The sequence below is a fragment of the Burkholderia savannae genome, assembly GCF_001524445.2.
Lineage (GTDB): Bacteria > Pseudomonadota > Gammaproteobacteria > Burkholderiales > Burkholderiaceae > Burkholderia > Burkholderia savannae.
The window spans coordinates 644,678-670,091 of the sequence record NZ_CP013418.1 but is presented as its reverse complement, the minus strand read 5'-3'; the positions used below and the strand labels follow the sequence as shown (position 1 = coordinate 670,091).

The following is a 25,414-nucleotide window of genomic DNA, read 5'->3' as shown; positions in this document are numbered from 1 at the left end:
GCCCGCGGCGCAGCAGCGCGCGATGATAGCGGTGCGTGCGGCCGCGCGTGACGACGCGGCCAAGCGTCCGGCCACGCGCTGCTCGAACTGCGCGATGCGCAGCGTCTGCATGCCCGCCGACCTGACCGTCAACGAATTCGCGAAGCTCGACGCGCTGATCTGCTCGACGCGTCAGGTCAAGCGCGGCGACACGCTGTTCCGCACGCACGACACATTCCAGAGCATCTACGCGGTGCGCACCGGCTCGTTCAAGACGGTCGTCATGCATCGCGACGGCCAGGAGCACGTGACGGGCTTCCAGATCGTCGGCGAGACGATGGGCCTCGACGGCGTGTGCGCCGGCCGCCACAACAGCGATGCGGTCGCGCTCGAGGACAGCACCGTCTGCATCATTCCGTTCGCGCAGCTCGAAGTCGTGTGCCGCGACGTGAAGCCGATGCAGCATCACGTGCATCGCCTGATGAGCAGCGAGATCGTCCGCGAGTCGAGCCAGATGATGCTGCTCGGCACGATGACGGCCGACCAGCGCGTCGCCGCGTTCCTGCTCAACATCTCCGAGCGTTTCCAGAAGCGCGGCTACTCGGCCGCGGAATTCAACCTGCGGATGACGCGCGAGGAAATCGGCTGCTATCTGGGAATGAAGCTCGAGACCGTCAGCCGGATGTTGTCGAAGTTCCAGCGCGACAAGCTGATCGCGCCGCGCGGCAAGCAGATTCGCATCATCGATCCGGTCGGCCTCGCGCGCGTGTGACGCGCGGCGGCCACGCGGATCGCGGAACAATCGCTACGGGGATAGAAAAAAGCTACGGGGATAGAAAAAAGACAGGCAGGCCGGACATCACGAGGAAGGCCCGGCGCACGCCGGGCCGCGACGGGGCCGAACCATACGGGGAGCAAACTGGCTGGCACGAGCAGAACGAGATCGAAAATCGACGGCTGAATACCCTACCTCGAAAGAGGCGCTTGAGGACGGCGTAGCGATACGGCCGTCCATTTTTTTTGCCAACGCCCGGCCGCTCGCGCCGCGCGTTTCGTCGCCGATGTGCGCCGCCTCGTCACTTCGCCGCGGCGCGTCCGTCGATCGGCGTCGCGCGCGCGTTACGAGCGCACCGGCAGCACGAGCGTCGACTGCTTGTTCGGATCGAACTCGAACGTCACGCCGAAGCGCTCGCCCGGATTGACGGGCGGCTGATACAGGCTGTCGTACGTGTCGAGCACGATGCCGATGTGGTGGCCCGCCGGCACGTCGTACGCGGTCGCCGAAAACTCGATCGGGAAATCGATCGTCGCGCCCGGGCTCGCCCAGTGCACGGTCCGCGCGCCGTGCGTGATCAGCTTGCCGAAGCCGAGCGCGTCGACGTCGTACAGGTACGCGACGACCTGCGCGCGCGCCTGCGACGGCGTCGCGCGCAGGTTCAGCTGCGCGACGCCGCGCAGATGCAGCGGCTGCGCGAGCGGCGCGCCCTCGTAGCGCACGCCCGTTGCGAGATTGACGGTGGCGAGCTGATTGACGACGGGCGCGCCGAGGCTCTCGCCGAACGTCGACAGCACCGGAATCGGGCCGCTCGTCGCGGTCGTGTCCGCGAAGTTCTGGATCAGATCGCCGCCCGCGGTGCGGTTCGGCCCGCTCTGCAGCGCGCCCGACACGCCCTTCTTGCACAGGCACGACAGATCCCAGCGCAGCGGGCCGCGCGGCGCGACGTACAGCGTCTGCGCCTGCACGTTGCTCGCGGGCCACGTGTCGAACGATTCGCGCGTGTTCGTGAACTTGATCTGCATCGACACCTTCGGCTCCGTGTCGACGCCGTTCTGCACGCCTTTCAGCCAGCGGTCGAACCAGCGGTGCGCCTGGTCGTACGGAACGTTCGGCGCGCCGACGAGCGCGCCCGGAATCTCGGCCTGCGCATGGATGCCCGGATTCAGCACGAGCTTTTTCGGCACCGTCAACTGCGAGAACAGCTTCAGCGACGAGTTCGGCGTGAACATGTCGTCTTCGAAATTCTTGCTGATGAAGACCGGCGCGCCGCGGCGGTTCAGCGCGTCGAGATACGTCGACGGCGAGCGCACCCGCGCCCACGCGATGATCTCGTCCGCCTTGGCCTGCGTCGTGTTCGGATCGAGCAGCGCCTTCACGTACTGGTCGACGATCGGATCGAGCCGCCCCGTCACCTTGCCGGACAGGAACAGCACCGCGCTCCACGTCGCGTTCGGCGACTGCGCGCCGTAGAGCTGATCGGCGAGATCGCCCCAGCCGGAGAGCGCGGCCGCCGTCTTCAGCCGCTTGTCCTGCGCGAGCGCGAGGAGCGACAGCCCCGCGCCGTACGAAATGCCGCTCGCCGCGAGCTTGTCGGGATCGGCGGGCGTGTTCGCCGACACCCAGTCGAGCGCCGACGATACGTCCTTCACGTCCTGCGGGCTCGCGACCTCGACCTGCCCGCCCGACAGATAGAAGCCGCGCGCGGTGTACGCGAGCACGATGTAGCCGTCCTGCGCGAGCTTGCGCTGCTGGCCGAGATACTCGAAGAAATCGGCTGCGGCCCAGCTCGAGATCATCACGATCGCAGGAAACTTCTGGTCGGGGCTCGTGATCTTCGGCAAGAACACGTTCGCGGTGAGCCGCGTGCCGTCCGTCGCCGTCACGGTCTGGTTGTTGACCCAGCAGGTGCCGTCCTTCGGCGAGCTCACGCCGGGAAACTGGAACGGCGTCGTGTAGACGGCCGCTTCGGCGGGCGTCGCGGGGCGGCAGGACACGCCCGCGTGGGCGAGCGAGGCGGCAAGCACCAAACTCCAGCCCCCAATGAAACGCGCAAGCTTCATGTATCTCCTCCAATTGCTCTTGGATCTTGTTCGGTCGGGTCGCGCCGCCGGCGGCCCGCTTGGCGGATTCCAGCGCGGCGCTGACTGATTGAGCCATTCGCCGAGCCGAGGGTCAAGGTGGGTGAAAGGTGCGAAAACGCCAACCGGCGGCGCGTGCGCGCCGCTTACCGTTTGAGCCGCGCAGAGGGTGTCCCATATCGCAATGCCGAGCCGCCGCCGCCGCGCTTCGTCGTCGTTTGAAACCGGTGCCCGCGCAAAAAATAAAGTAAACATTCGAAACGAAACGCCGAGTCGAATCGAAACACGGAAACGCGATGAAAACGAACATCCGGCGCATTTGGCGCATTCGGCGCGAGCCGGCCGCGTCGAATCGGGGCGGGGTCGCCGCGCGAATCGTATGGCGCGGTGCAACGAAAACCTTGGTGGCGACCTAATTCGCACGCGGCCGGCGAATCGCCGGGGCCGTATCCGAAATGAATGCGATTTCGAGAATTTTCTTCAAGCAGATCGCAATACCGATTTTCATGATTCAGCCAAAATCAAACAATTGGCTATTTTTTAAAAATAAATCGTCATTGATTAGAGAGGCCATACCATGAAGTTGCCGTCGACAAAAAATAACTGAACCTATACTGATTTCGAAATCGCAAAAAAATCTTGTAGAAAAAGCGTTTGCCCCACGACATCCGACAAACGGCGCGCTGCGGCTAGAGACCGCCATCGCAAGCGTGCTTCGTCAATTGGCGCACCGTCGCGCCCGGCGTGCGTTGAATCATTGCACTCGAAGCAACTCCGCGCCGCCTTGGTCCGCCCATCCGGCGACATCGCTCGCGGGCGGCGCGTTGCGCACGCGACGCCGCGCCACACGACAAGCGTTCGCCGCCGCCCTCCGCGATCCGGCCCGCGCGCGCCGGAACCGCTCGCCACCGGAAGGAAACTGGCAACGGCACCGCATCTCGACGACAGGAGTTCGACATGCACTCACTGAAACTGAAAATCACCGAGACCGACACCACGCACGGCAACCGCCCGCGACAGCCGAACGACGACTTGCGCAAGAACTGGTGGCCCGTCGCTTACTCGCACGACGTGGGCTCGACGCTACCGCACGGCATCTCGCTATTCGGCGAGCCGCTCGCGCTGTTCCGCAACGCGAGCGGCCGCGTTCAATGCTTGCAGGACTTGTGCCCGCACAAATCGGTGCCGTTGTCGATCGGCACGGTCGAAGACGGACACATCGTCTGCCGCTACCATGGCTGGCAGTTCAACGGCGCCGGCCAATGCAGCCATCCGAGCGGCATGTCGAATCGCATGGACGCGTGCCGATACAGCTATCCGGCGCTCGACGACGGCCTGCTGATCTGGATCTATCCGGACGCGTCGGAGCCGATCCCGTTCGTACAGCCGCTCACGCGCCTCATCGGCGACGACGCGCCATTGCCGGCCTGCTTCAGGGCGGACGTGTTCGACTTCAACCAGCCGTGGGATCTGTGGACGGCGGGATTCCTCGACCTGCTGCACACGAGGCACGTGCACCGCAGAAGCGTGGCGGGCGAGCGGCATCAGAATCTGCGCTATCACTACGATCCGGAGCTCTCGCCGGCCGCGACGCTCGCGCAGCCGCACTTGAGCGAATGGTACGCGGTCCATATCTATCTGCTGATCGTCCCCACGCGTGAGCATTCGAACCGGCACTTCCTGATGATGATGCCTTCGTCGAAGAAGCTCGCCACGCCGCTCGCGAAGGTGATCTTCAATCTGACGACGCCGCGCAAGGCGTTCACGAGCGCGATCGCCTACGAGGATTTCTATGTCGCCGAAAAGCAGTTCGAGCGCTTGCAGCAAGGCGCGAGCCGCTTCGGCATCGGCGGCACATCGCAGTTGTCCGACAAGTTCGTCGCGTGGTACCGCGAGCACTACAACGACAAGGTCTGGTTCAAGCGTTATGGCCCGGAGGGCGTCGTGCTTGACGCGCTCGACAGCCTCGAAACCCGATTGACGCGCACGCAAAAGGACACCGCAGTCGAGATCGCGTCGATGCAAAGCGGGCTGCGCTGGAACGTTCGCGACATCGGCATGGAATCGCAACTGCCGCGGCCGTTCACATGGGGCAAGCGCAAGCCGGTTGAATTCGCGGTGCAGCGCTTGCGCGACTACGTCGGCATCGCGCTGCAGGGCAAGAAATGATTCGCGTGCGACGCTCGCCGCGCGGAGCAGTCCGGCCCGCGCGCATCGCGGGGCTCGCCGGGCCGCTCGCGCGCGGCCGATAGCGCGTCTTCTCGAATCGCCCGCGCGCCGCTCCGGCCCTGGGCCTCATCGATCGGCCAACGCGCGAGGCCGCCTCGGACGAATCGTCGCCGGTTCGCTCGCCGGCGGGCTAGCGCGCCGATCGGCGCGCGTCGGCCGGGGACGCGCGGCAGCCCCGAGGCGCGCCCCGGCGCGCGTTCCGCACAAGCCGCCGCGACGCCGTTTGCCGTTCCCGACACCATCCCCCACTCGAACAGGGAGATCGCCATGGCCCAATCACTCGACGTCGTGCTGACGGATTTCCGTTCCGAACAATTGTCGCCGCCGATGCCGCAGGCTCGATCGCTCGACTACATCGCATGGCTCATCGAGCAAAAGAGCGGCCGGGAATCGAGCCGCTTTGAAGTCGAACGCGACGATGTCGATGTCGGCGACGCCGTCCGGACCGATCTGTCGTCCTACATTCGCGATCGCGTCTGGCATTATGGCGTCGCGCCCGAGCACATCGGCCACCGGCAACTGCACGCGCTTCCCTCGTCGACCCGCTTGAACGGCGATCCGGACACGTGGGACCGTGCGGTCTTCAACGAAGTCGGCGTCGAGTCGCCGCGCGGGCGCGGGCTCGGCGAGCGCCTCGACTACTTCGCGGAAGTCGCCGACACATGTTTCGAGCGCTTCTACCAAAACGAGCGCGAGGCGCCGGACGACATCATCCATGTGAGCTGCTCCGGCTACCTGTCGCCGAGCGCCGCGCAAAAGCTCGTGTCGCGCAAGCGCTGGCTCTCGACGAACGTCACGCACTCGTACCACATGGGCTGCTACGGCGCGTTTCCGCCCGTTCACATGGCGTCCGGTTATCTGTCCGCCGCGCATTGCCTGCTGCCGAAACCGAAGCGCCGCGTCGACGTCGTGCACACCGAGCTGCTGTCGATCCACGGCGACTTTTCGGATCTGTCGAGCGGCAACCTCGTCACGCTCACCCTGTTCGCGGACGGGTTCATCAAGTATTCCGCGTATCGCGGCGACGAAGCGCGCCGCCGGCACAAGCGCGGGCTGCGCCTGCTCGCGGCGGAAACCGCGATCATCGAAGCGTCGACCCACGAGATGACCTGGAAGCCCGGCGAGCACAATTTCGAGATGTATCTGTCGCGACGCGTGCCGCTCTACATACGCGACGCGATCGCGCCGCTCTTCACGAAGCTGTGCGGCCAATGCGGAATCGACTTCGCGCGCGAGCGCAACGCGCTGCTCTACGCGATCCATCCCGGCGGGCCGAAGATTCTCGATCATATCGTCGCGAGCCTCGGCGTCGATCGCGCGCGGATGCACTGGAGCTGGGACGTGCTGAAGCAGTGCGGCAACATGTCGTCGGCGACTGTGCCGCACATCTGGCAGGCGATGCTCGGCGACGACGCGGTGCCCGTCGGCGGCAAGATCGTGTCGGTGGCGTTCGGACCGGGGCTCACCGCGACATCGCTGCTGTTCGAGAAGATCGACGGATGAGCGGCGCCGGCGGCGGGGTGCCCGTTGGCAGGTTCGTACGTGCGTCCGCGCGCGAAGCGCTGTCGCCCGCCCCGGCGAGTCCGCCGCAAACGCATGCGGGCGACGCCGCGAATCCGCTCAGCCGCCCGCGCCCCGCGCGTGCGCGAGCGCGCGCAGGTTGCCCTCGCCGAAGCCGTGATGCCCCTGCCGCTGGACGATCTCGAAGAAGATCTCGCCGGGCCGCCGCTTGACGAAGGTCTGGAAGAAAAGCTGCGGCACGCCGTCGTCGCCGATCTCGCCGTCGACCAGTATGCCGCGCGTGCGCAGCGCGTCGACGTCGATCCGGCAGCCGGGCAGCCGCGCGTCGATCTCGTCGTAATAGCGCGCCGGCGGCTCGACGAACTCCACGCCGTTCGCGACGAGCGCGTCGGTGCACGCGAGGATGTCGTCGGTCGCGAGCGCGATGTGCTGAACGCCCTCGCCCGGATGGTCGGGCAGGTATTCGTGCATCAGCTCGGTGCGCCGCGCGCCCTCCTCGTACACCGGAATCCGCACGTCGCCGCACGGCGACACCATTACCCGCGATTCCTCCGACACGTGCCAGTTCGCGTTGAGCTCGTGGATCTCGCGGAAATGCAGCAGATCGCGATAGAAATCGAGCCACTCCTGCATCCGGCCGCTGCCGACCGTCTGCGTCAGGTGGTCGACCTGCCGCAGGCCCGTGCCGACGTAGTCGAGGTCGGCCTGCGCGGTCGCGACGTCGATCGGGCGAAAATCGACGTCGAAGATCGAGATGTCGCCGACGCCGCCGCGCAGCCCGCCCCGCCCGCGCCAGCGGTCGACGAAATGGATGTGCGACGCGCCGATCCCCTGGATCGCCGGAATCGTCAGCTCGCCGACGCCGATCCGCTCGCCCTCGAACGCCCACGCACCGAGCTCGATCGCGCGGTCGAACGCGCGCTGCGCGTTGTCGACGCGGATGCCGATCGCGCAGACGCCCGTGCCGTATTCGTCCGCGTAGCGCGCGGCGAACGAGTCGGGCTCCGCGTTGACGAGGAAGTTCATGTGCCCCTGGCGGTACAGCGTGACCGCCTTGCTGACGTGGCGCGCGATCGCCTTGAAACCGAGCTGCCCGAGGCGTCGCGCGAGCGCGTCGGGCTCGCGCGACGCGAATTCGACGAACTCGAGTCCGGCCATCCCGAGTGGATTGTCGCCCGGCGGGCCGGTAAACGCGGGGGCGCTGGACGGGGAGCTGGCGGGGCTGGGCATCGGTGTCTCCTGGGCTGGCGGTAGATCTTACGCGACCTGCGATCGGCGCGGCCGTGCGCAATCGCGGCGGCGCGGCGCGACGGCGGGCGATCGTCGATTGCCGGACGGCGCCGGCAATTTTAACCAAATCGTTCACGATGCCAAGCGGTGTCGACGCGCGGCGCGCATCGGCCGCCCGCCCAGGGCCTGTTCACGCCGGCGACGGGCTTGCGCCGGCCTAGTGCAAACCCCGAAACCGTTCGATAATCGCACGCCTGCGTTCGATGATCGTTCATCATGACGTGCCGTTCCGTTGCTCCGAAGCCGCCGCCGCTCCTATGCTGCGTGTCAACCCGGCACGACGGCTTGCGCGAGCCGCGTCGGCCACGCCGCAGACGCGTCGCGGCCGCGGCGGCCATGCGCCGACGACAACAGGAGACAAGGAATGACCCCAGCATTTGACGCAGCCGGCGCGGTCGGCGCCGAACCCATCCACAAGAACCAGGCCCGCAAGGCCGCGATCGGCAGCTTCGTCGGCGCGGTCGTCGACTGGTACGACTTCCTGCTGTACGGCATCGTCGCCGCGCTCGTGTTCAACCACGCGTTCTTCCCGAACGTCGGCCCGACGATGGGCACGCTCGCCGCATTCGCGACGTTCGGCGTCGGGTTCCTGTTCCGGCCGCTCGGCGGCGTCGTGTTCGGCCACTACGGCGATCGGCTCGGCCGCAAGCGGATGCTCGTGCTGACCGTGATGCTGATGGGCTTGTCGACGGTCGCGATCGGCCTGCTGCCGAGTTTCGGCACGATCGGCTGGTGGGCGCCCGTGCTGCTCGTCGCGCTGCGCGCGGTGCAGGGCTTCGCGGTCGGCGGCGAATGGGGCGGCGCGGCGCTGATGGCGGTCGAAAGCGCGCCGCAGAAGCAAAAGGCGTTCTACAGCAGCGGCGTGCAGGTGGGCTACGGCGTCGGTCTCGTGCTCGCGACGGGCATCGTGTCGATCCTGAGCCACACGCTCGGCGACGCCGCGTTCCGCGCGTGGGGCTGGCGGCTGCCGTTCGTGTTCAGCATCGTGCTCGTGCTGATCGGCCTGTGGGTGCGCGCGAGCATGGACGAATCGCAGGAATTCGTCGAGAAGGTCGAGCACGGCCGCCGCAAGCTGAAGCTGCCGGTGATCGAGGCGCTGACCCGCCATCCGAAGGCGTTCCTCTACATCGTCGCGCTGCGCCTCGCCGAGCTGTTCACGATGTACATCGTGACCGCGTTCGCGCTCAGCTATTCGACGTCGAACCTCGGCATGTCGCGCGACCTGTTCCTGAACATCGGCCTTCTCGTGGGCGCGATCAGCTGCGTGACGATCCCCTGCTTCGCATGGCTCGCCGACCGCTTCGGGCTGCGCCGCGTCTACATCGTCGGCGCGCTCGTCGGGCTCGCGAGCGCGGTGCCGTTCTTCGTCGCGCTCGAGGCGCGCGCGACCGTCTGGATCGTGATCTTCTCGGTGATGCTCGCGAACGTCGCGCACGACATGGTCGTGAGCGTCCAGCAACCGCTCTTCACCGAGCTGTTCGGCGCCGAGTACCGCTACAGCGGCGCGGGCGTCGGCTATCAGTTCGCGAGCGTCGTCGGCGGCGGCTTCACGCCGTTCATCGCGGTCGCGCTCGTCAGCTTCGGCGGCGGCTCGTGGCACCTCGTCGCCGCGTATCTCGCGATCGGCTGCCTGATCTCGACGTTCGTCGCCGCGCGGATGCGCGCCGCCTGAGCGCCGACGGCCGAACGTGCATGAAAAGCGTCCGTGAAACGCCCATGAGCCGAGCATGAAGAAGACGCCGCTCGACAAGCGCGACTGGATCGCGGGCCTCGAAAAGGGCCTCGCGATCCTCGAGGCGTTCGACAGCCAGCACGCGCGGATGACGCCGACCCAGGCCGCCGCGCGCACCGGCCTGACGCGCACCGCCGCGCGCCGCTATCTGCTCACGCTCGAATCGCTCGGCTACGTGTACACGGACGGGCGGCTCTACGGGCTCACGCCGCGCGTGCTGCGGGTGGGCTGGTCGTACTTCGACTCGGCGCGGCTGCCGCGCACCGTGCAGCCGTATCTGCAGCAACTGAGCGCGACGCTCAACGAATCCGCGTACGTGAGCGTGCTCGACGAATGGGAGCTCGTCGTGATCGCGCGCAACGGCGTGTCGCGCGTGATGACGACGGGCTTCGTGCTCGGCGCGCGCGTGCCCGCGCCGCTGATCTCGCCGGGCGTCGTGCTGCTCGCGTACAAGGACGACCAGGACGCGGTGCGCGCGTGGCTCGACTCGACCGAGTTCCCGCCGTTCACGCCGCACACGCTAACGAACCAGTCGCGCCTGCAGGAGAAGATCGACCGCGCGCGCATCGACGGCTATGCGTTGATCGAGCAGCAGTTGCAGGTCGGCGTGCGCGGGATCGCGGTGCCGCTCAAGAACCGTCAGGGCGAGGTCGTCGCCGCGCTCAGCACCAACATGCCGATCGGCGGCGAAAGCGCCGAAGCCGCGCTCGAGCGCGTGCTGCCGCCCCTGCAGGAAACCGCGCTCGCGATGATGAACGTGCTGTGATGTGACGCGCGTGCGCGCCGGATGTCGCGGGCCATGCGCCATGCGCCATGCACCGTGCGCCGTGAGTCGTGCACCGTGAGTCATGCGCCGTGGGTCGCGGGCCGAATGTCGCGCGCCGCCGAATGCCGGCTGCCGCGGCCGGAACGCGGCGCGCCGATCCGGCTGGCCGAGCCGTGCGCGCGGTTCGCCGGTCTGGGACGCCCGCTCGAAGGAGAGCCGACGACGAGGCCGGCGAATCATGGCGCGCGCGGCCCGGCCTTCGCGCCCGCCCGAAACGACGCGGGCCCGGCATCGCGCCGGGCCCGCCGATACCGCCGCCGTCACGGCGGCGATTCCCTCAACGGGAGAACGACCTCGCTTACTTCGCCTTCTCGGCCGTATCCGAGATCGCCTGGCCGCCCTTCGAAATGTCCTGGCCGACGCCCGCGATCGTGTTGCAGCCGGCAAGCGCGGCGGTCAGGATCAGCAGGGCGGCGGCAATCGCGCGGTTCATTCTCACTCTCCTTGTCAATGCGGGCGCTTGGCGTGCGACCGACGTATCCGAATCCGCCCGCGCCAAGGCGCGGGGACTGGTCCCGATTATACGGACGGGCCGCGCCGCACGGGGCAAAGCAATTGTTAAACGTGTTGCGGCTCGTACGGCGGCTTCGTGCGCCGCGCCGCCGTCCGTCATCCGTCAACTCGTTCGCATTTTCCGCTTGACTTCGGCCGCTGTCGACCTACCATACGCATCGCGTATATTTTAGAGAGCCGAGCCGACTGATGACCGTTCCTCAACAAGCGTTCCTGCGCGACGCGATGCGCCGCCTCAACATGACCCGCGACGCGTTCGCGAACCGCATCGGCATTAGCCGCCGCGCACTCGACACATGGCTTTTGCCCGACGATTCGCAGGAATCTCGCGGGATGCCAGAAATCGTCGAGCGCTTCGTCTCCGAGATCGTCGCGCGCCCGGAATCCGCCGAAGTCTATACGCATCGCGTAGATGCTCCGCCGCCGCTCGCAAGCCAGTTTCTGTTCGAAGGCAAGCCGCAACTGCTGTCGGTCGACCAGTTCTCGCGCGACTCGGTCGAGGCGCTCTTTCGGGTCGCCGACGTGATGCAGCCGATCGCCCGCCGCCGCAAGATTTCGCGCGTGCTCGAGGGCGCGGTGCTCGGCAATCTGTTCTTCGAGGCGAGCACGCGCACGCGCGTATCGTTCGGCGCCGCGTTCTGCCGGCTCGGCGGCTCGGTGTGCGACACGACGGGCTTCACGTTCTCGTCGATGGCGAAAGGCGAATCGATCTACGACACGAGCCGCGTGATGGCAGGCTACGTCGACGCGCTCGTGATCCGCCACCCCGAGCAAGGCTCCGTCGCCGAGTTCGCGCGCGCGATCAACCTGCCCGTGATCAACGGCGGCGACGGCCCCGGCGAGCATCCGAGCCAGGCGCTCCTCGACCTGTACACGATCCAGCGCGAATTCTCGCGGCTCGGCAAGATCGTCGACGGCGCGCACATCGCGCTCGTCGGCGATCTGAAGTACGGGCGCACCGTTCACTCGCTCGTCAAGCTGCTCGCGCTGTATCGCGGGCTCAAGTTCACGCTCGTGTCGCCGCCGACGCTCGAAATGCCCGCGTACATCGTCGATCAGATCTCGAAGAACGGCCACGTGGTCGAGGAGACGCACGACCTCGCGGCGGGCCTGAAGGGCGCGGACGTCGTCTACGCGACGCGAATCCAGAAGGAGCGCTTCACCGACGAATCGTTCGAAGGCTACACGCCGGATTTCCAGATCAACCAGGCGCTCGTCGACACCGCGTGCGGCCGCGACACGCTGATCATGCACCCGCTGCCGCGCGACAGCCGCCCGGGCGCGAACGACTTGTCGACCGACCTGAACCGCGACCCGCGCCTCGCGATCTTCCGCCAGACCGACAACGGGATTCCGGTGCGCATGGCGATCTTCGCGGTGCTGCTCGGCGTCGAGCATCTGGTCCAGCACTCGATGCGCGACGCGACCTGGCGCCCGCCCGCGTATCTCGGGCCCGAGGACGCGACGTTCCACGGAATCGACTGATTCCGGCGCGCAGGCGGGTTCGCGCCCGCCTGCGCGTAGTCAGCCGCTTGTTCCTTATCTTTCAATCAGATAGCCGGTTTTTCGGCGATTGCTCAAGAAAACGTAACAAGAACGCTTCTCATTTATAAAAATATTCACTAAAATGGCGCCCGAAAACAATTTGTAATATTCGGGTGGGGTGCGTCGCGCACCGGCGGTTGCTTCGCCCGATCGAGTCACATCTGGCGAGGAAATACCACTGATGAAGCCGCGTTCCGACGAGTTGAAGCTCGGAAAATTCACCACCCTTTGCGGCGTGCTCGCCGCGAGCCCTGCGTTCGCGCAGGACGCCGCGCCGCCCGCCGCGACCGCCGATCACGACAAGGAACTCGCGCCGATCCAGGTCAAGGGCGCCGCCGAGCACAGCTACAAGGCCGACTTTTCCTCGTCGGCGAAATTCACCGCTCCGCTCGTCGACACGCCGAAGTCCGTCACCGTGATCCCGCAGGCGCTGATCCAGAACAGCGGCGCGGCGACGCTCACCGAAGCGCTGCGCACGGTGCCCGGCATCACGTTCGGCGCGGGCGAAGGCGGCAACCCGCTCGGCGATCGCCCGTTCATCCGCGGCTACGACACGCAAGGCAGCATCTTCGTCGACGGCATGCGCGACACGGGCGCGACGACGCGCGAGATCTTCAACACCGAGCGCGTCGAAATCACGAAGGGCTCGGACGGCGCGTACGGCGGCCGCGGCGGCGCGGGCGGCAGCGTCAATCTCGTCACGAAGGCGCCGCACCTCGGCACGACGGCCGAAGCGAGCGCGGGCCTCGGCACCGACCGCTACCGCCGCTTCACCGCCGACGGCAACTGGCAGTTCGCCGATCACGCGGCGTTTCGCCTGAACCTGATGAGCCACAACAACGACGTCGCCGGCCGCGACGCCGTCAACAACGAGCGCTGGGGCGTCGCGCCGTCGATCGCGTTCGGTCTCGGCACGCCGACGCGCGTGACCGCGAGCTACTACCACCTGTCGACCGACGACCTGCCCGATAGCGGCATTCCGTACTTCTACACGAGCTCGAACAAGCCGGCGAACGTCGACACGATCTATCCGGCCAACGTCGACCGCCACAACTTCTACGGCCTGATCGACCGCGACTTCCGCAAGACGACGTCGGACATCAGCACGCTCAAGATCGAGCACGACATCACGCCGTCGCTGACGATCCGCAACACGACGCGCTACACGGAATCGACGCAGGACTACATCTGGACGCAGCCCGACGACAGCCAGGGCAACGTGATCAACGGCCGTGTCTGGCGGCGCAACAACAATCGCAACAGCTCGATCAACAGCATCGCGAACCTGACCGAGCTGTTCGGCGAATTCCGCACCGGCCCGTTCAAGCACAGCTTCACGACGGGCATCGAGCTGTCGCGCGAATGGGGCAAGCGCGACACGTACACCGTCGCGACGGGCACCGGCAAGATCTGCCAGCAAGGGATCGGCGCCGCGTCGGGCTACAACTGCACGAGCCTGTGGTCGCCGAACCCGAACGATCCGTGGACGGGCTCGATCACGCGCAACAACGACTACGCGCACGCGCGCACCGTCACGAAATCGATCTACGGCTTCGACACGATCGAGCTCAGCAAGCGTTGGCAGGTGAACGCCGGCGTGCGTCTCGACGACTACTCGACCCGCTTCACCGACACCCGCGCGAACGGCGGCAAGACCTACACGCGCGACGACACGCTCTTCAACTGGCAGCTCGGCCTCGTGTTCAAGCCCGCGCAGAACGGCAGCATCTATGCGTCGTACGCGACGTCGTCGACGCCCGCCGGCATGCTGCTCGGCGAAGGCTCGGAGACGCAGTCGCTCACGCCGGGCCGCGGCGGCGTCGGCTCGAACGCCGACCAGCTCGCGCCGGAGAAGAACCGCAGCATCGAACTCGGCACGAAGTGGAACGTGCTCGACGACAAGCTCTCGCTCACGGCCGCCCTCTTCCAGATCGACACGACGAACGCGCGCGTCACGCTGCCGAACGACCAGTACGCGATGGTCGGCGACAAGCGCGTGCAGGGGCTCGAACTCGGCTTCGCCGGGCAGCTCACGCGCGCGTGGCAGGTGTTCGGCGGCTACACGTACATGAAGAGCGAACTGCGCGACAACGGCAAGAACACCGCCGACAACGGCCACCAGTTCCCGCAGACGCCGAAGCACAGCTTCACGCTGTGGACGAACTACGACGTGACGCCGAAGCTCACGGTCGGCGGCGGCGCGTTCTACATGTCGAAGGTGTTCGGCGACACCGCGAACCTGCGCGCCGTGCCGTCGTACTGGCGCTTCGACGCGATGGCGCAGTACCGGATCAGCAAGAAGCTCGACGTCCGGCTGAACGTGAACAACCTGTTCAACCGCACGTACTTCGATCAGGCGTATCCGGCGCACTACGCGTCGATCGCGCCGGGCCGCTCGGCGTTCGTCACGCTGAACGCGCGCTACTGACGCGATGCGGCCGGTATCGTTGAAGGCGCTCGCATCGGCGTCGCGCGAGGATCTCGCCGGGGTCCTCGCCGGGCCGCCCGAGCGCGCGGCCGCGTGGGTCGCGGCGGCCGCGGAGAACGGGATCGTCGAGGCGCAGGCCGTCTACGGGCAATACCTGCTCGACGGCCGCGGCGTCGCACGCGACACCGCGGCCGCGCTCGAATGGTTCAAGCACGCGGCGCGCGCCGATCATCCGATGGCGATGAACATGGTCGGCCGCTGCTACGAGTTCGGCTGGGGAACGGCCGCGAGCGCGGCCGTCGCCGCGTACTGGTATCGCGAGGCCGCGCGCGCGGGGCTCGACTGGGGCATGTACAACTACGCGACGTTGCTCGCGCTCGGCAAAGGCGTCGACGAGGATCGCGCGGCCGCGCTCGAATGGTTCGAGAAGGCGGCGGCGCTCGGCCACGCGAAGTCGATCAACCTGATCGGCGGCTTCCATGAAGACGGCTGGGTCGTCGCGGCCGACCGCGACGCGGCCTTCGACTGCTACCGGCGCGCCGCCGCCGCGGGCGACTTCCGAGGCCAGTTCAACTATGCGCGCCTGCTCGGCGAGCGCGGCCGCGTGGCGGAGGCGCTCGAATGGCTCGCGCGGGTGCCGCGCACCGCGACGCCCGCGTTCGTCGCGAAGATGCGCGCGTATCTCGCGGCGTCGCCGATCGACGCGTTTCGTTCGATCGCCGCGCGGCAGGAGTTCGCGACATGATGCTTCACATTCCCGGCGTGCTGACGAAGGAGCAGGTCGCGCAATGCCGCGACGCGCTCGAGCTCGCCGACTGGACCGACGGCAATGCGACGTCCGGCGCGCAATCGGCGCTCGCGAAGCGCAACCAGCAACTGCCGGAGGGCTCGCCCGTCGCGCGCGCGGTCGGCGACGCGATCCAGGACGCGCTCGCGCGCAACGCGCTGTTCTTCTCGGCGGCGCTGCCGCTCAAGGTATTTCCGCCGCTCTTCAACCGCTACACGGGCGGCGACGCGTTCGGCACGCATGTCGACAATGCGATCCGCCTGCTGCGCGGCACCGATTTCCGCGTGCGCAGCGACTTGTCGGCGACGCTCTTTCTCGAGGAGCCGGATGCGTACGACGGCGGCGAGCTGTGCGTCGAGGATACGTTCGGCGTCCACCACGCGAAGCTGCCGGCGGGCGACATGGTGCTGTATCCGGCGTCGAGCCTGCATCACGTGACGCCCGTGACGCGCGGCGCGCGGATCGCGTCGTTTTTCTGGATTCAGAGCATGGTGCGCGACGACGCGGACCGCACCCTGCTGTTCCAGCTCGACACGCAGATTCAGCAATTGACCGCGGACAAAGGCGGGCGCGATGCCAGCGTGATCGCGCTCACCGGGATTTATCACAATCTGCTGCGGCGGTGGGCCGATGCGTGACGCGTGAGGATTCGGGCGGCGTTCGGATGGGAGTCAGGAATTGCCATCGATCGCCGGCCGCCGTCGGATGCGGATCGGATGCGGATCGGGCGTGACGATTCCGCAGTCGGTCGATTTGCGGCCGACGACCGAACGGCGCCGCTTGATCGCGGCTTGCCCTTTTCATTGTTTCGATCGGGCGAGGAAATACGCAATCACACGAAATTGCCGGCGTACGCGATTGGACGCCGGCCTGCGCGCCCGCGCACCGGGCCGCCGGCCAACCGCGCCGACGCAATCGGCATCGACGGCGGCACGCAATCGAGCCGATCGCGACGGCCGCCGCCGATTCACGCGTCAGCCGCCGAGGCGCGCCACGATGCTCGCGGCGTCCAGCACGCGCGCGTAGTCCATCGCGAGGTTGCTGAGCGACAGCGCATGGACATCCTCGGCGGCCCAGAGCCGCCCCGACAGGTCGCGCTGATCGAACGTGAAGCACGCGTCGCCCGCGACGATCGTGTCGAAGCCGAGATTGCCGGCCGAGCGCGCGGTCGATTCGACCGAGTTGTTCGTGATGACGCCCGCGATCACGAGCTGCGCGATCCCATGCTCGTGCAGCCAGCGTGCGAGCCCGGTTGCCGCAAACGCGTCGGGAACGTTCTTCTCGACCACGTGCTCGCGCGCGAGCGGCGAAAACGCGTCCTGAAACGCCGCGCCGGGTTGCCCCGGCCAGAACACCGATTCCGGCGACCGGGACACGTGCCGGACGTGCACGACCGGACGCCCGCTGCGCCTCCAGCTTGCCAGCAGCGCTTCGGCGTGCGACTCCGCGTCCGGATTGTTGCGGCGGCCGAGCTTCGGTTCGTGGATGCCTTTCTGCAAATCGATGAGCAGCAAAGCGGCGCGCGCGGCAAGCAATGTGGATGCGTCCATGTGGAAAGCGAATCGATCGCGAAGATAAACCGAGCGACGATTGTATCGGCCATATCGGCCGCGTCGATAAACGGGATCGACAATGCGTCGCCGCCTGTTCTTGCTTGTCGCCACCTGTTTTCGCTTGTCGTCGCCCGCCGTCGTATGTCGTCGTATGTCGTCGTTTATCGTCGCCCTTCACCTCGGGCGCCGCCCATCTCGATGCCCGCCATCCCGGCGGACTTCGGCGGCATGCCGCCCGCACCCCACCGCTCCCGTCCGAAGAAAGGGCTTCCCCGAACTTGCGCCCCGCCCGCGCCGCACCGCACAATCGCTGCACCTTCGCCACCGCATACCGCCATGACCCATGCGTCGCTCGCCTCCGGCGTGCTGCTGGCCGCGGGCCTCGGCACCCGCTTCGATCCCGGCGGCGTGCACAGCAAGCTGCTCGCGAAGCTGCCCGACGGCACGCCCGTCGCCGTCGCGGCCGCGCAACGGCTCGCCGCCGTGCTTCCCGATGTCGTCGCGGTCGTGCGCCCCGGCGCGGAGCGGCTCGCGCACCTGCTCAACGACGCCGGCTGCCAGGTGGTGTTCGCGCCGGACGCCGAGCGCGGCATGGGCGCGAGTCTCGCGGCCGGCGTGCGCGCGCGCGCCGAAAGCCCGGGCTGGATCGTCGCGCTCGCGGACATGCCGTGGATCGCGCCGTCGACGATCGAGGCCGTCGCGCGCGCGCTCGACGCCGGGCTCGCGTCGAGCGTCGCGCCCGTCTATCGCGGGCAGCGCGGCCATCCGGTCGGCTTCGCGAGCCGCCATTACGACGCGCTCGCCGCGCTCGACGGCGACATCGGCGCCCGCGCGCTGCTGACGGCCGCGCCGCCCGCGCTCGTCGACGTCGCCGATCCGGCCGTGCTGCGCGATGTCGACACGCGCGCCGACCTGCTCGCGCCGCCGCCGCGCGACTAACGCCGCATCGCCCGGCAAACGCGCGCCCGATTGGCTATAACGGAAGACGAGACCCGGCGTGTGCCGCGCCGGTCCCCGCTTTCACCGACACTTGCCGACTTCCATGACCGATCACACCACGCCGCTGCCGGAACCGCCCGCCGACCCCACTCGCGACCCCGAGGAAGACACGCTCGCGCCGCCGTCGCCCGGCCACCATCACCACGAGAATCCGCAAAAACCGGAAGAGCCGCCGAGCAAGGACCCGGTTTGACGCGCACGCGACGCGCCGACGCGCCGCGCACGCCCCGATCGTGCGCGCGGCTCGCGCCGCGAGCCTGAGTATCGGCGTTCGTTCGGCTTCGGCTTTCGGGCTCGCACGCCGGGTGCACGCGCGAGGATCGGAAGCGCGGATCGGGAGAGAGAATCGGGAAAGCGGCGCTGGAGCGAGCTTCGAGCACGGGGCCGGCGCGCAGGCTTCGGACGCGCGCAACGGCCCACGGCCGAAACCCCGCCCGATTCGTCCCGCGCCGCCGATTCGGCCGGCCACCCTGCCGCCCGCGGCTTGAAATCGGCCTTACGCGGCGCACGTCGGTCGTCGCACGTCGGTCGTGCGGCGGCGGATGCCGGCGCTGCGCATGGCGCCGCAACGCGTTGCCGATCGCCGCCTTGCCGATCTCGCCGGCCGCCTCGTCGATCCGGGTTCGACCGACGAATCGCCATCCACGACGCGATCGGCCGGCGTGATGACCCACCGTCCCGCGCCCCTCGGCGCGCGCGGCGACGCCTGCCGGCATCCGCCAACCGCCTCTCGGAGCCCGTTTGAAAATTGATGAAATGGAGAATTCCAGCCCATCTGGACCGCGCTTGCATGCCTTGGCGACGGTTTTTTCAGAGCGGTGCTCTTCGTCGAGAAGGCTGGAAGGGCGAGAATTTGCATTTCCAAACACGCTCTCAAGACTTGCCCGCCCGCGCCCGCACCTAGGGAATACCCGCCTGCGCCCCTCGTGCGCCGCGCCGATAAACAGGCATTCGTCCCCAAGCATCAGCCGCCTGACCGACAACAGACCATGCGCTCCCTTTCACTGAACCACAAGCTCGCGTCGATGATCGTCATTCTCTGGATCGGCCTGCTGCTGATCGGTGCGACCGGCGCGTGGCAGAACCGCGCGTCGATGATCACGGACCGGCGCGAGCAGCTTGCGAACCTGACCGCGCAGGCGTACAGCGTCAGCAGCCATTTCTACAAGCTGTCGCAGCAAAACGCGATGCCCGAAGCCGACGCGAAGCGCGCCGCGCTCGAAGCGATCGCCGCGATGCGCTACGGCAAGGACGGCTACCTGTCGGTCAACGATTCGAAGCCCGTCGTCGTGATGCATCCGATCAAGCAGGCGCTGAACGGCAAGGACGTATCGGGCTTCACCGATCCGGGCGGCAAGCATCTGTTCGTCGAGATCGTGAAGGCGGGCAACACGGAAGGCGGCCTCGGCTTCGTCGAATACATGTGGCCGAAGCCGGGCGCAGACAAGCCGATCGACAAGACGAGCGCCGTTCGCCATTTCGCGCCGTGGGACTGGTACATCGTGACCGGCATGTACATGGACGACCTGCACGCCGCCGTGCTCGCGAGCACCGGCCGCTGGCTCGCGATGACGGCCGTGCTCGGCGTCGCCGCGACGATCCTGATGGTGCTCGTGCTGCGCAGCGTGCGCCGCAGCCTCGGCGGCGATCTCGAAGCGGCCGTCGAAACCGCGCAGCGGATCGCGCAGGGCGACCTGACCGCGCACGTCGACCTCCACCACGGCGACCGCGCGAGCCTCCTGCACGCGCTGCACACGATGCAGACGGCGCTCATCGACATGGTGTCGCGCGTGCGGCTCGGCACCGAGAACATCAACGTCGGCGCGTCCGAGATCGCGGCCGGCAACACGGATCTGTCGCAGCGCACCGAGCAGCAGGCGGCCGCGCTGGTCGAGACGGCGTCGAACATGGACCAGATGACGTCGAACGTGAAGCACAATGCGGACAGCGCGTCGCAGGCGGCCGAGCTCGCCGACGAGGCCGCGCAGGTCGCCACGCGCGGCAGCGCCGTCGTCGACGACGTCGTGCGGACGATGGACGAGATCACCGACGCGTCGCGCAAGATCGGCGACATCATCGGCGTGATCGACGGCATCGCGTTCCAGACCAACATCCTCGCGCTCAATGCGGCCGTCGAGGCGGCACGCGCGGGTGAACAGGGCCGCGGCTTCGCGGTCGTCGCGGGCGAAGTGCGCACGCTCGCGCAGAGGAGCGCGACGGCGGCGAAGGAAATCAAATCGCTGATCGAGACGTCGAACACGACGGTCGAGCACGGCGCGACGCTCGTCACGCGCGCGGGCGCGACGATGACGGAGATCGTGCAGTCGGTGAAGCGCGTGAACGAGATCCTCGAGGAAATCAGCCACGCGTCGCACGAACAAAGCGCGGGCATCGATCAGGTCAACCGCGCGGTGGGCGAGATGGACCAGGTTACGCAGCAGAACGCCGCGCTCGTCGAGCAGGCGGCGGCCGCCGCGCATTCGCTGAAGGATCAGGCGGACGCGCTGCGCTCGGCGGTCGCGCTGTTCGCGCTGCCGGCCTGAGCGACGCCGGCCGATGCGATGGGCGGCTCGGCGGCCCCGGTCTTGCTTTCGCCGTCTTGCTTTCGCCGCCCGGACGGTTTCGTTGGCCGGGCGGCGTTTCCGGCCTTTCTGTCGCTCGCGGCGAGGAGCTCGCGGGCCTTTCTCCGAATCCGGTGCGTGCTCCCCGTTTGCGTTTGCGTTTGCGTTTGCACGCCGCCGCTCAGCCGCTCAGCCGCACCGCCCGCCGCTCGCGGCGCGTGACGTCCGGCGCGCGAGCGTTTGCCCGTTTGCCCGTTTGCCCGTGCGCGCGCCTCGCGCGCGGCCCTTTCCGCCAATCGGCCGTTTCCGCTCGCCGGACGCCGTTTCGCCCAGCGTTCGAACGCCCCTTTCTCTTCGGCTGACTTGTCCGTGCCCGCGCATGACGCCCCCCGCCGCATACGTCGCCCTCTCGACGCTTCGCGCCGCCGGCTCGCTCAGCGCGCGATCCCGCCGGACCGACACCGGGGGCCGGCCCGCGCACGCCGACGCCCAGACACGTCGCGGCAGACGCATTCGAGCTCGCGCATCGCGCCCGTCGCCGCATTCGCCGATCGCTTTCGGTTTCGGGGCGCCGGCTCGCTCCTCCGGCCCATTCCGTTGGGCGATCCCATCGGCCGAACGCCGAATCGACCACATGCGCGGGCGATCCATTCCATTCGACCGACGTCCCCACGCCCGCTGACGTATCGCACGCCTCGTCGCATCCGCCGATCGCCGCGCGTCTAGCGCCGACGGCCTCCCACCGCCCGATGGCTTCCATCCTCGGCGCGCAAGGCAAGCGCATTCGCAACGCCTCGCCGGCCACCGTCCGCTTTCGCCGGGCAACACCGTCAATCCAGCGCCGCGCCGACGCGTCGATTCGTTCGCCGATCGCGCTCGCGCGCAACCGCGAGCGCACGCGTCGCGCACGTCTCGTAGCGCCCTCTTTCGCCGCTCGCACCGGTTCCGCGCGCCCCGCGCCCTTCTTCCACATTTGTCAGATTTTTCAATGATTTGGCAGCCAATCCAGACGAAATCATTACTCATTCATTACAATTCCATCTTCGGGACGCGATCCGCGGTCCCGCCCAGCGATAGCCAGCCCATGCGCCTGAAGAAAAAACCGAAGTCGTCCGATCCTTACGTCGCCGTCGCGAAAAGCCCGATGCTGTCGGCGAGCCTGCCGATGTGGCGCTCGAAATTCGTCGTGATCCTCGTGTTCCTCGCGTTCGGCACGCTGATCGCCCGCGCATTCTGGGTGCAGATCGCGAACCAGGATTTCTACGTCGGCCAGGGCCAGAAACGCTATCAGCGCACGATCGAGCTCGGCGCGATGCGCGGCAGCATCGTCGACCGCAACGGCGCGCTCCTCGCCGTCAGCCTGACGACCTACGAGATCTGGGCGAATCCGAAGCAGGTCGACGAGACGGCTTACGCGCCGCTCGCGAAGCTGCTCGACCTGCCGCTCGCCGAAGTGCGGCGGCGCCTGAGGAGCGACCGCTCGTTCGTGCTGCTCAAGCGCCAGGTCGATCCCGAAACGGCCGCCCGGATCGAGAAGCTCGACGTCGACGGGCTCACGCAGATCGCCGATTCGAAGCGCTTCTACCCGGAGGGCGAATCGGCCGCGCACGTCGTCGGCTTCACGAACGTCGAGGATCAGGGCCAGGAAGGCGTCGAGCTCGCCGCGAACGGGCGGCTGTCCGGCACCGCGGGCCAGCGCCAGGTGATCCGCGACCGGCTCGGCCGGATCATCTCCGACACCGGGCCGCTCGTGCCCGCGCAGCACGGCGCGACGATCGAGCTCACGGTCGACCGGCGGATTCAGCAGCTCGCGTACGCGCAGCTGAAATCCGCGATCACCGCCAACAACGCGCAGGCGGGCAGCGTCGTCGTGCTCGATGCGCAGAACGGCGAAATCCTCGCGCTCGCGAACTATCCGACGTTCGATCCGAACGACCGCTCGCGCCTCACGGGCCAGCAGTTGCGCAACCGCGCGGTGATCGACACGTTCGAGCCGGGCTCGACGATCAAGCCGCTCGTCGTCGCGCTGTCGATCGACGCGGGCAAGGTGCGGCCGCAGACGATCATCGACACGTCCCCCGGCTCGTACAAGATCGGCCCGAACGTGATTCACGACACGTCGAACCACGGCGCGATCACGGTCGCGCAGGCGCTGCAGATGTCGAGCAACATCGCGCTCGCGAAGCTCGCGCTCCACCTGCCCGCCGAGACGATCTGGAACAAGTACCAGGAATACGGAATCGGCCGCGCGCCGGAGCTGACGTTTCCCGGCGTCGCGTCCGGGCGGCTGCGCCCGTACAAGCGCTGGCGGCCGATCGAGCAGGCGACGATGGCGTACGGCTACGGGCTGTCGACGTCGCTGCTGCAGATCGCGCAGGTCTATACCGCGTACGCGGGCGACGGCACGATCCATCCCGTGTCGCTGCTCAGGACGACGGCCGATCCGCACTTCGCCGACGCGCACCGCGGCCATCGCGTGACGACGCCGGCCACCGCGGCCGCGATCCGCTCGATGCTCGAGATGGCGGTCGGCCAGGGCGGCACCGGGCGCGCCGCGCGCGTCGACGGCTATCGCATCGGCGGCAAGACCGGCACCGCGCGCAAGCAGGTGGGCGCGTCGTACGCGAAGGGGAAGTACCGCGCGCTCTTCGCGGGAATGGCGCCGATGAGCGATCCGCGCCTCATCGTCGCCGTGATGATCGACGAGCCCGCCGCGAAGAGCTATTACGGCGGCACGGTGGCGGGGCCGGTGTTCTCGTCGGTGATGAGCGGCTCGCTGCAACTGCTCGGCGTGCCGCCGGACGCGCCCGTCGCGGCCGGCAAGCCGGCGACGGGCGGCGCGAAGGCGCAGGCTCCGGCGAAGGCGCAAGCGCAAGCGCAGCCTCGGGCGCAGGCGCAGGCTCCGGCTCAAGCGAACGCAAGAACTTGAGTCGATGCACGCACTGCGGCGCGGGCAAGCGATCGCGCGTTTGCGCCGCGGTTGGCAACGGCGTCGCATCACGAGTTGGGCACGTCGGCGTTTGCATCGCGTTCGTCGCGCGGCGCTTTACGACTGATCGGCTTGCCGATTCGAGTCTGCCCGCCGCCGGCGCTTCATCGCCGGATGTTTGCCGCCGAGCGGCGCTTCGCCCGTTCACGTCGAGCCTGGGCGCTTCGATACGTCGCGCCGCTCGGACGGCCCTCATCTTTTCCGTGCCCGCCCACGCGCGGCCCGCGTCGAATCTCGGCGATCGAATGCTTCATGCCCGATTCCGGACGTCGGGACGTCGCTCCGCACCGCGAACACACCGGTCGCATCATCGTGCCTGCGCCGCGGCGCGCCGATGTCATTGCGGCTTCCTACTTCGCTGAGCTTCGTCGCCATCCGCGCGGCCGCATCCCGCAACCGGCACTTGCACGAACAACCCCCCCATCCCCCGGCGGTCCCATTCTTTAGGATCACCTCGCATTATTTGGAAGCCCGCTTTCCCGCCGCCTACAATCTGCCGCACGACATGCATGCCGTGCGCGGCTCGCAAGGCCGCATCCATTCAAAACGGAGCACGAAGGAGACGCTTATGGGATCGCGTTGGTCCAGAGCCGCCCTCGTCTGCGCGAGCGTCGCCGCCGGCCTGTCGGCGGCGGGCCTCGCGCATGCGCAAGGCGCCGCGCCGGTGAAGATCGGCTTCGTCGTCAAGCAGCCCGACGACCCTTGGTTTCAGGACGAATGGCGCTTCGCCGAGCAAGCGGCGAAGGACAAGCAGTTCACGCTCGTGAAGATCGCCGCGCCGAGCGGCGAGAAAGTGTCGACCGCGCTCGATAGCCTCGCCGCGCAAAAGGCGCAAGGCGTGATCATCTGCGCGCCGGACGTGAAGCTCGGCCCGGGCATCGCCGCGAAGGCCAAGCGCTACGGGATGAAGCTGATGTCGGTCGACGACCAGCTCGTCGACGGCCGCGGCGCGACGCTGGCGGGCGTGCCGCACATGGGCATCTCCGCGTACAAGATCGGCCGGCAGGTCGGCGACGCGCTCGCCGCCGAGGCGAAGCGGCGCGGCTGGAATCCGGCCGAGGTCGGCGTGCTGCGGCTCGCGTACGACCAGTTGCCGACCGCGCGCGAGCGCACGGCGGGCGCCGTCGACGCGCTGAAGGCAGCCGGCTTCCCGGCCGCGAACGTCGTCGACGCGCCCGAGATGACGGCCGACACCGAAGGCGCGTTCAACGCCGCGAACATCGCGTTCACCAAGCATCGGAACTTCAAGCGCTGGGTTGCGTTCGGATCGAATGACGACACGACGGTCGGCGCGGTGCGCGCGGGCGAAGGTCGCGGCATCGGCGCGGACAACATGATCGCGGTCGGCATCAACGGCAGCCAGGTCGCGATGAACGAGTTCGCGAAACCGAAGCCGACGGGCTTTTTCGGCTCGATCCTGCTGAATCCGCGACAGCACGGCTACGACACGTCGGTCAACATGTACGACTGGATCACCCGGAACCGGACGCCGCCGCCGCTCGTGCTGACGTCCGGCACGCTGATCACGCGCGCGAACGAGAAAACGGCGCGCGCGCAACTCGGGCTGTGAGCGGCGCCGCGCGGCGGGCGGCGTCGACAGTCCGCT

Annotated in this window: 21 protein-coding genes; 17 read left to right on the top strand and 4 right to left on the bottom strand. The window is 67.9% G+C overall.

Translation table 11 applies throughout. The annotated features are described in order from the left end of the window. The first annotated feature begins 22 nt into the window (after positions 1-22). A complete protein-coding gene (locus WS78_RS23955) occupies positions 23-751 on the top strand; it encodes a helix-turn-helix domain-containing protein (RefSeq protein ID WP_226377337.1) in 729 nt (242 codons plus the stop codon). A gap of 347 nt (positions 752-1,098) precedes the next feature. Here the strand turns inward: WS78_RS23955 and WS78_RS23950 are convergent, their stop codons facing one another. Beyond that, positions 1,099-2,817 (bottom strand): CocE/NonD family hydrolase, encoded by a 1,719-nt coding sequence (locus tag WS78_RS23950; protein ID WP_059581983.1) that lies wholly within the window; start codon positions 2,815-2,817, stop codon positions 1,099-1,101. Between the two features lie 187 nt (positions 2,818-3,004). Here WS78_RS23950 and WS78_RS36245 point away from each other — a divergent pair, with 187 nt between their 5' ends. From WS78_RS36245 to WS78_RS23935, 3 genes are all read left to right on the top strand, one after another. Further along, a complete protein-coding gene (locus WS78_RS36245) occupies positions 3,005-3,379 on the top strand; it encodes a hypothetical protein (RefSeq protein WP_156432347.1) in 375 nt (124 codons plus the stop codon). Positions 3,380-3,792: 413 nt separating this feature from the next. Next, entirely contained in the window at positions 3,793-5,004 is a 1,212-nt protein-coding gene (locus WS78_RS23945) for a Rieske 2Fe-2S domain-containing protein (protein WP_038745421.1), read from the top strand. Between the two features lie 327 nt (positions 5,005-5,331). After that, positions 5,332-6,567, top strand: coding sequence for a 3-oxoacyl-[acyl-carrier-protein] synthase III C-terminal domain-containing protein (locus tag WS78_RS23935; RefSeq protein ID WP_038745423.1), 1,236 nt, complete (start codon positions 5,332-5,334; stop codon positions 6,565-6,567). A 117-nt stretch (positions 6,568-6,684) separates the two neighbouring features. Here WS78_RS23935 and WS78_RS23930 read toward each other — a convergent pair whose 3' ends face one another. Next, entirely contained in the window at positions 6,685-7,815 is a 1,131-nt protein-coding gene (locus tag WS78_RS23930) for a 4-hydroxyphenylpyruvate dioxygenase family protein (protein WP_052145028.1), read from the bottom strand. A 424-nt stretch (positions 7,816-8,239) separates the two neighbouring features. On the opposite strand from WS78_RS23930, the gene shiA reads away from it, so the two are divergent. Together shiA and WS78_RS23920 are read left to right on the top strand one after the other, a co-directional pair. Beyond that, positions 8,240-9,547, top strand: coding sequence for a shikimate transporter (gene shiA, locus WS78_RS23925; protein WP_038745427.1), 1,308 nt, complete (start codon positions 8,240-8,242; stop codon positions 9,545-9,547). A gap of 55 nt (positions 9,548-9,602) precedes the next feature. Next, positions 9,603-10,373, top strand: coding sequence for an IclR family transcriptional regulator domain-containing protein (locus WS78_RS23920; protein WP_038745429.1), 771 nt, complete (start codon positions 9,603-9,605; stop codon positions 10,371-10,373). A 358-nt stretch (positions 10,374-10,731) separates the two neighbouring features. On the opposite strand, the gene WS78_RS23915 is transcribed toward WS78_RS23920, so the two are convergent. Continuing rightward, positions 10,732-10,866 (bottom strand): entericidin A/B family lipoprotein, encoded by a 135-nt coding sequence (locus tag WS78_RS23915; RefSeq protein WP_010109044.1) that lies wholly within the window; start codon positions 10,864-10,866, stop codon positions 10,732-10,734. 269 nt (positions 10,867-11,135) lie between these two features. Between WS78_RS23915 and WS78_RS23905 the strand changes: the two genes are divergently transcribed. From WS78_RS23905 to WS78_RS23890, 4 genes are all read left to right on the top strand, one after another. Beyond that, on the top strand, positions 11,136-12,431 hold the full coding sequence (locus tag WS78_RS23905) for an aspartate carbamoyltransferase (RefSeq protein WP_038745432.1): 1,296 nt from the start codon (positions 11,136-11,138) through the stop codon (positions 12,429-12,431). Positions 12,432-12,672: 241 nt separating this feature from the next. After that, positions 12,673-14,919 (top strand): TonB-dependent receptor, encoded by a 2,247-nt coding sequence (locus WS78_RS23900; protein WP_059581992.1) that lies wholly within the window; start codon positions 12,673-12,675, stop codon positions 14,917-14,919. 4 nt (positions 14,920-14,923) lie between these two features. Continuing rightward, positions 14,924-15,664, top strand: coding sequence for a tetratricopeptide repeat protein (locus WS78_RS23895; protein ID WP_038745437.1), 741 nt, complete (start codon positions 14,924-14,926; stop codon positions 15,662-15,664). Continuing rightward, positions 15,661-16,344, top strand: coding sequence for a Fe2+-dependent dioxygenase (locus tag WS78_RS23890; RefSeq protein ID WP_059581997.1), 684 nt, complete (start codon positions 15,661-15,663; stop codon positions 16,342-16,344). Before WS78_RS23895 ends, WS78_RS23890 begins: the two co-directional genes overlap by 4 nt. 336 nt (positions 16,345-16,680) lie before the next feature. Here the strand turns inward: WS78_RS23890 and WS78_RS23885 are convergent, their stop codons facing one another. Next, positions 16,681-17,256: a cysteine hydrolase family protein gene (locus WS78_RS23885; protein WP_038745443.1), complete on the bottom strand. Its 576-nt coding sequence runs from the start codon at positions 17,254-17,256 to the stop codon at positions 16,681-16,683. A gap of 339 nt (positions 17,257-17,595) precedes the next feature. On the opposite strand from WS78_RS23885, the gene WS78_RS23880 reads away from it, so the two are divergent. The 7 genes from WS78_RS23880 to WS78_RS23860 all read left to right on the top strand — a co-directional run bounded on the left by WS78_RS23880 (position 17,596) and on the right by WS78_RS23860 (position 25,378). Further along, a complete protein-coding gene (locus tag WS78_RS23880; protein ID WP_059582000.1) occupies positions 17,596-18,198 on the top strand; it encodes a nucleotidyltransferase family protein in 603 nt (200 codons plus the stop codon). Between the two features lie 103 nt (positions 18,199-18,301). Continuing rightward, positions 18,302-18,451 (top strand): hypothetical protein, encoded by a 150-nt coding sequence (locus WS78_RS37240; protein ID WP_162836169.1) that lies wholly within the window; start codon positions 18,302-18,304, stop codon positions 18,449-18,451. Positions 18,452-18,815: 364 nt separating this feature from the next. Further along, on the top strand, positions 18,816-19,010 hold the full coding sequence (locus tag WS78_RS36240; protein ID WP_157131159.1) for a hypothetical protein: 195 nt from the start codon (positions 18,816-18,818) through the stop codon (positions 19,008-19,010). 237 nt (positions 19,011-19,247) lie between these two features. Beyond that, positions 19,248-20,801: a methyl-accepting chemotaxis protein gene (locus tag WS78_RS23875; protein ID WP_059582005.1), complete on the top strand. Its 1,554-nt coding sequence runs from the start codon at positions 19,248-19,250 to the stop codon at positions 20,799-20,801. A 767-nt stretch (positions 20,802-21,568) separates the two neighbouring features. After that, positions 21,569-21,811: a hypothetical protein gene (locus tag WS78_RS36235; protein ID WP_152611648.1), complete on the top strand. Its 243-nt coding sequence runs from the start codon at positions 21,569-21,571 to the stop codon at positions 21,809-21,811. A 92-nt stretch (positions 21,812-21,903) separates the two neighbouring features. Further along, positions 21,904-23,748 (top strand): peptidoglycan D,D-transpeptidase FtsI family protein, encoded by a 1,845-nt coding sequence (locus WS78_RS23870; protein ID WP_059582010.1) that lies wholly within the window; start codon positions 21,904-21,906, stop codon positions 23,746-23,748. A 628-nt stretch (positions 23,749-24,376) separates the two neighbouring features. Continuing rightward, positions 24,377-25,378 carry an arabinose ABC transporter substrate-binding protein gene (locus WS78_RS23860; RefSeq protein ID WP_059582247.1) on the top strand — a complete coding sequence of 334 codons (1,002 nt, stop codon included), beginning with the start codon at positions 24,377-24,379 and terminating at the stop codon, positions 25,376-25,378. Positions 25,379-25,414 lie beyond the last annotated feature (36 nt).